The sequence below is a fragment of the Marinibacterium sp. SX1 genome (assembly GCF_050389775.1).
GTDB lineage: Bacteria > Pseudomonadota > Alphaproteobacteria > Rhodobacterales > Rhodobacteraceae > Marinibacterium.
Window position 1 is genome coordinate 59,627 of sequence record NZ_CP177153.1, and the last position, 9,264, is coordinate 68,890.

Annotated in this window: 6 protein-coding genes; 3 read left to right on the plus strand and 3 right to left on the minus strand. The window is 67.8% G+C overall.

Translation table 11 applies throughout. The annotated features are described in order from the left end of the window. Nucleotides 1–225: 225 nt before the first annotated feature. Nucleotides 226–3,426 (minus strand): glycosyltransferase, encoded by a 3,201-nt coding sequence (locus ACK3BB_RS27490; RefSeq protein WP_428929908.1) that lies wholly within the window; start codon nucleotides 3,424–3,426, stop codon nucleotides 226–228. Between the two features lie 275 nt (nucleotides 3,427–3,701). On the opposite strand from ACK3BB_RS27490, the gene ACK3BB_RS27495 reads away from it, so the two are divergent. The 3 genes from ACK3BB_RS27495 to ACK3BB_RS27505 all read left to right on the plus strand — a co-directional run bounded on the left by ACK3BB_RS27495 (nucleotide 3,702) and on the right by ACK3BB_RS27505 (nucleotide 7,471). Beyond that, the gene (locus ACK3BB_RS27495; RefSeq protein ID WP_428929909.1) at nucleotides 3,702–5,159 is read left to right on the plus strand and encodes a mannose-1-phosphate guanylyltransferase/mannose-6-phosphate isomerase; all 1,458 of its coding nucleotides are present in this window, start codon (nucleotides 3,702–3,704) and stop codon (nucleotides 5,157–5,159) included. 280 nt (nucleotides 5,160–5,439) lie between these two features. Continuing rightward, nucleotides 5,440–6,468 carry a sulfotransferase gene (locus ACK3BB_RS27500; protein WP_428929910.1) on the plus strand — a complete coding sequence of 343 codons (1,029 nt, stop codon included), beginning with the start codon at nucleotides 5,440–5,442 and terminating at the stop codon, nucleotides 6,466–6,468. Between the two features lie 19 nt (nucleotides 6,469–6,487). Further along, complete coding sequence (locus ACK3BB_RS27505; protein ID WP_428929911.1) at nucleotides 6,488–7,471, plus strand: beta-1,6-N-acetylglucosaminyltransferase; 984 nt, start codon at nucleotides 6,488–6,490, stop codon at nucleotides 7,469–7,471. Between the two features lie 110 nt (nucleotides 7,472–7,581). On the opposite strand, the gene ACK3BB_RS27510 is transcribed toward ACK3BB_RS27505, so the two are convergent. Together ACK3BB_RS27510 and ACK3BB_RS27515 are read right to left on the minus strand one after the other, a co-directional pair. After that, nucleotides 7,582–8,532 carry a hypothetical protein gene (locus tag ACK3BB_RS27510; RefSeq protein ID WP_428929912.1) on the minus strand — a complete coding sequence of 317 codons (951 nt, stop codon included), beginning with the start codon at nucleotides 8,530–8,532 and terminating at the stop codon, nucleotides 7,582–7,584. A 5-nt stretch (nucleotides 8,533–8,537) separates the two neighbouring features. Continuing rightward, a complete protein-coding gene (locus ACK3BB_RS27515; protein ID WP_428929913.1) occupies nucleotides 8,538–9,248 on the minus strand; it encodes a sulfotransferase family 2 domain-containing protein in 711 nt (236 codons plus the stop codon). Nucleotides 9,249–9,264: the final 16 nt, after the last annotated feature.

The following is a 9,264-nucleotide window of genomic DNA, read 5'->3' on the forward strand; positions in this document are numbered from 1 at the left end:
CCGGGGTGGGGTGTCACGCGGAACGCGTGCGTGAAAAGGTGCGCGGAACGCGTGCGTAAGGGGCCCCGCGGGGCGCGTGCGCAAGACATCACGCGAAACGCGTGTGCCAGGTATCTTGCGGGGGTATTGCGCGGGGGCCTTGCCCGGGCGGCATCACGCGGGGCCCGCCGGGGCCCATGCGCGCAGGGCAGCCGGCCCCGGGGGGCCGGCCGCCGATCGATCCGTTCAGAGCTCGGGCGAGTAGAGATCCACCGCCTCGAAGGCCTGGCGCATCAGCCCGCGCCCGGTCTCGAACGAGAAGGTATGGCCGACATAGGCCCGGGCATTGTCGGACATGCGCTGCCACATCTCGGGATCGTTGATCAGGGCCGAGATGGCATCGCGCCATTCCATGGCCGAGGTGGCGATCATGCAATCATGCTCGTGGCGCACGCCGATGCCTTCGGCCGCCGTGGGCGTCAGCACGCAGGGCACGCCATGGGCCAGCGCGGCCAAGACCTTGCCCTTGATGCCCGCGCCCGACAGCAGCGGGGCCACGAAGACCAGGTGCCGGTCATAGGCGTCCGAGATCTCCTTGACGAAGCCCTCTGCCTTGATCTGCTCGTTGGCCAGGCCCTTGACCTCGTCGGGCATGGCCGAGCCGTACATGGTGAATTCCAGCTCGGGATGTTCGGGCTGCAACATCGGCATGACCTGCCGGGCAAACCATTGCACGGCCTCGGTGTTGGGATGGTGATGGTAATTGCCCAGGAAGGACAGCCCGGCCCGGCCGTCGCGCGGCGGCACCGAAGCGGGCATTTCCACGACCCAGGGGCATTTGGCCACCTTCACGCCGCCATCGGTATGCGACTGGATCACCGCGTGTTCGGTGTCGTTGTAGGACAGCACCACGTCGGCCTGGGTCATCACGTCCAGCTCGATCTCGCGGGTCTGGCGGGCGGCCTCGATCCGGGCGGGATCGTCATTGGCCAGGCCCGCGCGCAGCTCGCGCAGGAAGTGCAGGTCGGCGTTGTTGAACAGGATCCGGGTCTGCGGGGCCAGCCGGCGCAGCCGGCCGATCACGTCGCGGGCGACGTAGAACCGGGTGATGAAGAAGGCATCGAAATCCCGGGCGTGCTTTTCCAGGTATTCGTCGACCGACAGGTAGAAGGGGGCATAGATCATCTCGACCCCCATCTTTTCCAGCTCTTCGGTATAGCTGCCCAGGTGGGCCAGGTTGCGGGGCAGGAAGGTGACCTTGTAGCCCAGGCTCTGCACCAGCTTGATTTCCTGGATCGCGGCATAGGACCCCGCGTCGCGGTCGGGCCGGGGCGTGGCATAGTCGATGAAGAGCACCCGGCCGGTGATGCCGCGGTCCTTTTCGAGGTCGGGTTTCACGCCCTGTTCGCCAAAGCCCGCATAGGCCGCGGCCCAGCGGCGCTTGAACTTGGGCCGGTTGACCTCCTGGTAGCGCTTGAAGCCCGACGAGGTGTCGGTGCCGCTGGTCATGCCCTCGAAATGGTAGACGATCGAGGAGGGCACGAAATAGGTCTTGTAGCCGGCTTCGCGGACCTTGAACGAGAAATCGGTATCCTCGAAATACATCGGTTCGAGGTAGGATGACAGGCCGCCGACCTGGTCCCAGATTTCCTTGGTGGTCATCATCGCCGCGCCGGTCAGGTAATCGGCCTGGCGGGCATAGCAGAAGCGCGGATCCCAGGGGTTCTGGCCGTTGCCGTAGTTCCACGGGTTGCCCGAGCCCCAGATGATGCCGCCGGCATCCTGCAGCCGGCCGTCGGGGTAAAGCAGCTTGGAGCCGACCAGCCCGACCCGGGGGAACCGGTCGAAGGCGCCGAGCAGCTCGTCGATGAAGCCGCTGGTGACCTCGACATCGTTGTTGAGCAGCATGACATACTTGCCCCGGGCCATGTCGGCCCCGGCGTTGCAGGCGCGGATGAAACGCTGCGACTGGGCATTGTGGATGACGGTGATGCCCGAGACGATCTTTTCCAGCTCGGCGGTCTCGTCGGTCGAGGCATCGTCGACCAGGATCACCTCGAAGGTGGCCTTGTTATGGGCCAGCAGCAGCGAGGCCAGGGCCAGGTAGGTGACCTCGACCTTGTTATGGGCCGGGATGACGATCGACACGTCGGGGCTGTCGTATTCGGGGAAGACCAGGGGCTTGAGCTTGACGTTCTCGAAACCGCCTTCGACCACGTCGAGGCAATAGGCCACCTGGGCCTGCTGTTCGGCGCTCAGCCCGGCGGCCAGCTGGGCGCGCAGGGCGGCATAGCGATGGCCGGCCGCGGCAAAGAGCGGGCCGGGGAAGGGGGCCGAGCTTTCGGTCTTGAGCACGTCATGCGGGGTCAGCATGCGCGGCAGCAGGACGATGTCGGCGTAAAGCTGTTCGGTCCCGGCCAGGTCGGTGACGACCAGCCAGTGGTTGGCACCGTCGAGGAAGGGCGCAGGCACGCGCACCGGCACCGGGTCGGGGCCGAGATGCTGGTTGAAGGCGAACTTGCCGTCCAGCAGGAAGCGGTAGGTGCCGGTTTCCGAGGCGGTCATGATCAGCGTGTGGCCGTAATCCTCGGTCACGCTGACCCGGCGCGCCGAGCCCGAGACCAGGGAATAGACGGTGTTGCCCTCGATCAGGGCCAGCTCGGTCTGGTCGCCCAGGTAGGCCGGCATCGGCGCCTTGGCCCAGACGTAATCGCCCGCGGGCGAGGTGGTCCCTTCGAAGATCAGCGCCCCGGCGATGTCCTCTTCGCGCACTTCGCGGCTGACATGGGGATCGGCGATGAAGAAGAAGGCGGTCTGGCCCGGTTCGGTACCCTGGAAGGAATCGAAGGCCACGGCCAGCGTCACTTCGACCTCGGACTGGCTGGCCGGGATGGAATGTTCGACCTGCAGGTACTTGTTCAGCTCGTGGCCGCCGATGCGGGTCGGGTCGAAGGCAAAGCTGCGGGTCTCGACCTTGCCGCTCTTGAGATCGCGCAGGCGCAGGATCAGCCGGCCGGCCGCCCGGTGGATCGCCAGGCCGGCGCGGAAGGTCAGCGGGGCGCCATGGGCGGGCAGGCGGATCGGTGCCTTCAGGGCGATCTCGCAGGGCTGTTCCGAGTTGAAGAAGGCCAGCTGGACCGTGTTGCGGTTGGCCAGTGCCCAATCCTTCATCTTGTTGACGAAGACGCCGCACAGCTTCTGCACGGGCAGATCGGCGGGTTCGAGGGTCTCGGCCATTTCTTCCGGGTCGAAACGGGGGCGGAACTCGACCATCAGGTCCGGCAGGCCTTCGTCGCCCTCGGTGACCGGTTCGAATCGCAAGCGGTCGTTGCCGATCCCGAGGCCCAGGCCGTTATCCAGAACTTCGGACGACACATTGGCCAGCACGGTGCCGTTGGACACCACAATTTGTGCCACGCCATCGGGGAGATCTATAGTCTTGTTCAAATCACTTGTCCTTCTGTCACGCAAACGGCCGACCCGGAAACTGGCTTCTGCCGATGGGCTGCGGTGCCTGTTCTTACCGCCTCGATCCGGGGTCGAGTAGTCCCAAAAGGGTACGATGAGCGGACCAGTGCTGCATCGCCGCATTTTCGCGCATGAAGCCGGGCACCTGTTGATCTCGGCGCCGCAAGGTCGGATACAGATGGCATTGAAAGCTTCCGCGGCGTAGCCACTTGGCGCGCCTCGGGTGAATTTCGGACTAGGAGATATTTCGGGCCATGGACATCGTCACACCGGTCATTCTCTGCGGCGGATCAGGTACCAGGCTCTGGCCCCTGTCGCGCAAGAGCTACCCCAAGCAATTCACCCAGCTCACCGGAGAGACCAGCCTGTTCCAGGCCTCGGCCCTGCGCCTGACCGGCCGCGACGATGCGTCGGACCTGGGCTTCGGAGCGCCCGTCGTGCTGACCAATGCCGACTTCCGCTTCATCGTGACCGAGCAGATGACCGAAGCCGGGATCGATCCCGGCCCGGTGCTGATCGAGCCCGAGGGCCGCAACACCGCCCCGGCCGTGCTGGCCGCGGCGCTGCACCTGGCGGCAAAGGATCCGGCCGCTGTGATGCTCGTCGCGCCTTCCGATCACGTGGTGCCCGATGCGCCGGCCTTCCGGGCCGCCGTGGCCCGGGGCATGGACGCGGTGAAGGCCGGCCAGCTGGTGACCTTCGGCATCACCCCCGACCATCCCGAGACCGGCTATGGCTACCTGCAGCTGACGGCCAAGCCCGACGGGTCGGGCCGGGCCACGCCGCTGGCGGGCTTTGTCGAGAAACCCGACCAGGCCACGGCCCAGACCATGCTGGATGACGGCAGCTATCTCTGGAACGCGGGGATCTTCCTCTTTGCGGCCAAGGACATCATCGCGGCCTTCGAAACCCATGCCGCCACGCTGGTGCCGCCGGTGCGCGCGGCGGTCGACAAGGCCGAGGCCGACCTGGGCTTCCTGCGGCTCGATCCCGGGGCCTGGGCCGGGGTCGAGGACATCTCGCTGGATTACGCGGTGATGGAACGGGCCGAGAACCTGTCGGTCGTGCCCTATTCGGGCGGCTGGTCGGACCTGGGCAGCTGGACGGCCGTGCAGGAGCTGGGCCATCCCGACGAGAACGGCGTGGCCACCTCCGGGGCGGTGACGGCGATCGATTGCCGCAACTCGCTGCTGCGCTCGGAATCGCAGGGGCTGGAGCTGGTCGGGCTGGGGGTCGAGAACCTGATCGCCGTGGCCATGCCCGACGCGGTCCTGGTGGCCGATGCCAGCCGGGCGCAGGACGTCAAGACGGCGGTCAATGCGCTCAAGGCCAAGGGCGCGTCCCAGGCCACCTCGCTGCCGATCGACTACCGGCCCTGGGGCCATTTCGAGACGCTGATCCTGCGCGAGCGGTTCCAGGTCAAGCGCATCCACGTCAAGCCGGGCGCCTCGCTGTCGCTGCAGAGCCACCACCACCGGGCCGAGCACTGGATCGTGGTCGAGGGCACGGCCAAGGTGACGATCGACGACGAGGTCAAGCTGGTGACGGAAAACCAGTCGGTCTACATCCCTCTGGGCGCCGTGCACCGGATGGAGAACCCCGGCAAGATCGACATGGTCCTGATCGAGGTCCAGACCGGGTCCTACCTGGGCGAGGACGACATCATCCGCTACGAGGACAAATACGCCCGCGGCCAGGGAGCCAAGGGGTGAGCGGGCTTCCCGGAAAAGGTCCGGCGGACCTTTTCGCCCGCGAACGGGCGGAGCCCAGGCAAGGCGGGCTCCCCGGAAAAGGTCCGGCGGACCTTTTCGCCCGCGAACGGGCGGAGCCCCGGCACGGCGGGCTCCCCGGAAAAGGTCCGGTGGACCTTTTCGCCCGCGAACGGGCGGAGCCCCGGCACGGCGGGCTTCCCGGAAAAGGTCCGGCGGGCCTTTTCGCCCGTGGCGCGGCCGCGCCACGGCAGGGGGGACGGCCGCGACGGGAGCCCGTGGCATGACGATCCCGGACTGGCCCGTCCATCGCATCACCGGGCGGAACAAGCAGAACCTCTCGGCGCCGAGCGCCCTGCGCAACTTCACCTTCGATCCCGAACCGCTGGCGCCGGGCGCCGGGGACGGGCTGGTCTTTACGCCCTATGCGCTCGATCCCGAGCTGCGCGCGGTGGTCGAGGTCGGCATGCCCCGCGTGCCCCCGGCCCGGCCCCGGGCCTTCTTCTACATGGACCAGTTCCACGACGCCGAGATGCTGCGCCTGGCGCCGGTCGACGACTATGCCGCCGGGATCGCCCCGGCTCTGGCCGCGCCGCAGGAGACGCCCGAAGAGGGGGCGGATGAGGGGCCCGAGCGGATCTTCGTCTTCAGCATCGGCCGGGCCGGATCGACCCTGGTCTCGCAGATCCTGGGCGCCGCGGGCATTGCCTCGCTGTCGGAGCCCGACGTGCTGCTCGACCTGGGCCAGCGCAAGCGCCTGGCCGCCTTCGACCCCGCGCCCGCGGATTGGGACGCCCTCTACCGGGCCAGCCTGGACGCGCTGGAAGCGGCCTTCGGCCGGCCCGCGCAGCTGGCCGTGAAGTTCCGGGCCCAGAGTTCGAACCTGTTCCATGTGCGGGCCATGCTGCGGCTCTATCCCCGGGCGCGTTATGTCTTCCTGTTCCGCGAGGCCGAGCCCTGGTCGCTGTCCTTCACCCGCAAGTTCGGCTTCCAGGCCGAGACACTGAAATGGCTGATGACCGAGAACCTCAAGGCCGCGACCCATGCCCGGAAGGCCGGGGCCGACGTGCGGATCGTCGATTATGCCGACATCGTCCGCGCGCCCGACCGCCTGCTGGCCGGGCTGGTCCGCCCCGAGGCCATCGCCGCCGCGGCCCCCGTCCTGCAGGAGGTCATGCAGCGCGATTCCCAGCACGGGCTGTTCGATCGCCCGAAACAGGATGCGGTGCCCCCCGAACATGCCCGGTTCATGGACTGGTGGCAGAACGACCGCCCGCGGGCGATGCTCGAACAGCTGGGGCTGAAGCTCTAGCAAGGCAACGGAACGGCAGATGATCTTCTACAATATCCAGCATTTCGGCGACGGAACCTGGCTGCCCTGGCTCCTGCGGACATTGTCCGGCCCGGACAACCAGGTGCTGATCACCTATGACGGCAGCGCCGAGGCCATGGCCGGGATCGCCGCGGATGTCACCCGCGACGCCCCGGCGCTGAAACGGCTGGAGGTCGAACGCTCGCTGCCGATCCGCTGGTGCGGCCCGTCACAGGCGCAGATGCAGATCGAGGCGCTGCGCCGGGCCCTGAAACGCGACGGCTGGGAATTCTTCGTCAATCTCAGCGGCACCTGCGCCCCGCTGCGGCCGCAGGCCGAGATCCGTGACCGGCTGGCCCGGGCACGCGACGACGGGACCCTGGCCCATGTCAGCGCCTTCCGCGTGCGCAAGCCGGTGATCCTGCCCCGGGCGCGCGACGGCGCCCCGATCGAGACCCGCCGGCGCAAGCGGCTGGTGCTGCGGGGCAATGCCGGGCTGCTGGACCAGTTCGACGACCCGGCCTTCTTTCCGGTCTCGAACCCGGTCAACCGGCTGTTCACCCTGTGCCACGAGCCCGAGGACGATCCCCGGGTGCTGGCCGTGTCGGCGCCGGACGACGAGGACATCGCCTTTCGCCGGGCCTTCTTCGCCGAACAGCCGCATTATTGCGGCCGGGCCTGGTACATCCTGCACCGCTCGGTCTGCGAGGCACTGGTGGCCCATTTCGACAGCCCGGCCTTCGAGGATGACGCGCGGGTCTTCCTGGGCGCCTTCGAGCCGGACGAGAGCTTTCTGCCGACCCTGCTGATGAGCGGCCGCCACGTGCCGGTCGACCGGGTCTCGATCGGGAATTTCCGTACCTATGGCGGCGGGCCGCGGCTGCTGACCGATGCGTCCTACCGCGGGCACCTGGCCGATACGCCGGCCTTCTTCACCCGCAAGGTGCTGCACGAGGATGCCGCCGAGCTGCGGGCCTTTGTCGAGGCCCGCATCGCCGGATGAGCCGGCCGGCCCCGCGGGTGATGCGGGGCGCGCGAGGCCGGACTGCCGGGAGGGCAGGCTACGGGGGTCGTGCCGAGCAGGGGTCGGGCAGGGGGGTGGCCCCGGCCGGATCAGCCGATGGCGACCCAGGCGGCGGCGCCGCGCATCTCGGCGGCCAGGGCCGGACGGTCGGCCGCGGCCACCCCGATCAGCTCGAGGTCGTCGTCGATCCGGTCGACATCGGGCAGGGCCGGGGAATCGGCCCAGGATTTCATGCGGATCTCGCCCAGCAGCCCGGTCAGCCGGGCATTGTAGGCGCTCCTGGCGCGCAGGGCCTCGGCCGCGGCATCGGGAATCCGAAAGGCCGAACGGAAGGCCGCGTGATCGCTGGCCAGCCCGCGCAGCGCATCATAGCCCGCGGTTCCCAGGCCCAGCTTGTTGGCCGCCATCTTGTAGGCCAGCAGGTTGCCGCCGATCGAGGGGTTGCGGTCGCCATCGGGGATCTCGCCCGGTTCGAACCCGACGAGCGCGCAGAAATCGGCGATGACATCGCCGTTGAGCAGCTTCTCGCGGTCGTACCACTTGAGCGTCAGCTCGCCGAGGGCCTGCCAGCGGGCGATGAAGATCTCGGGATCCCGGAACCGCTTGGCATAGGTTTCGAAGGTCATGAACCCGGGCTGGTTCTGGACCATCTGGCGGAAGCCCGAAATGGCGTAATCGAGATGTTCGCGCACGTAGCAGACGATGCGGATCCGCTCGATCCCCAGCCCTTCGACCAGGGCGGCGAGCCGCGCGAGGTCGTCGAGGTTCTGGAAGGCCTCGCTGGACAGCAGGACCATGTGGTGCTGCGGGCCCATCTCGGCGCGGATGCCCTCGATGATCGGGGCCAGCGCCTCGGGCCCGGTCTTGCGGGCGTTGCAGGCATCGGCAATGGCGTGATGGGCGATGCGGTTGGCGCTGCCGGTGCGGGGATAGAGAACGCCCAGCCGGTCGAGGTAATCGCGGCGGGATCCCAGGAAGTGCTGCAGGGAAGATGTGCCGGACTTGTGCCGGCCGATATGCAGGACGATCTCTCGGGACATCTCTGTCAGCCTTCTCCGGCCATTTCCGTGACGGTGCGCAGCACGTCGAAATCATCGCGGTTGTGCCCGACCAGCAGGGCGTCGACGACCCGGTCCTGATCGGTTTCGGGCTGCTTGTCCCGGGTGGTGGTATTGGCCCGCACGCTTTCCCAGGTGAACTCGGGGAAATCGGGGCGGATGGCATCGGCCAGCCGGGTCACGGCGGCGTCGAAATCATCGACCAGGCCGACGACGGACAGCCGTTTCAGACCTTCCAGGGCGCGCTGGCGCTCGGGCTGGTCGCCGGGCACCAGCGTGGCCAGGCGATGGGTCTGGAAATTGCGGCACTGGCGGTCGTCGGGCCGGCCCAGCCGGGCCCGGATGTAGCCTTCCAGGTCGTGTGTCTTGGCCAGTTCGGCGCCCCAGGTATCGGCATCCTGCTTGCGCTCGAAGCGATAGGCCGAGCGGATCCGCGCGATCGGGTCGCGCAGCAGCATGACGCTGATGACCTTGACGCCCTCGATCTCGGGGATCGGGCCAAGCGCGGTATGTGTCGAGAAGGCAACAGCCTGGGGTTCCGAGCGGATCCACTCGGCCACCTGGGCGGTGTTGTCATCGGTTTTCATCGAGAATTCCCGCGTCACCCACCGATCACCGAAGTTGCGCTTCAGGATCTGGTCCAGGGACGTGCCGGCGTTCTTGAAAAGGTGGTAATGCAGTATGACAGTCCGACTCATAGCCTGCTTCTGCCTG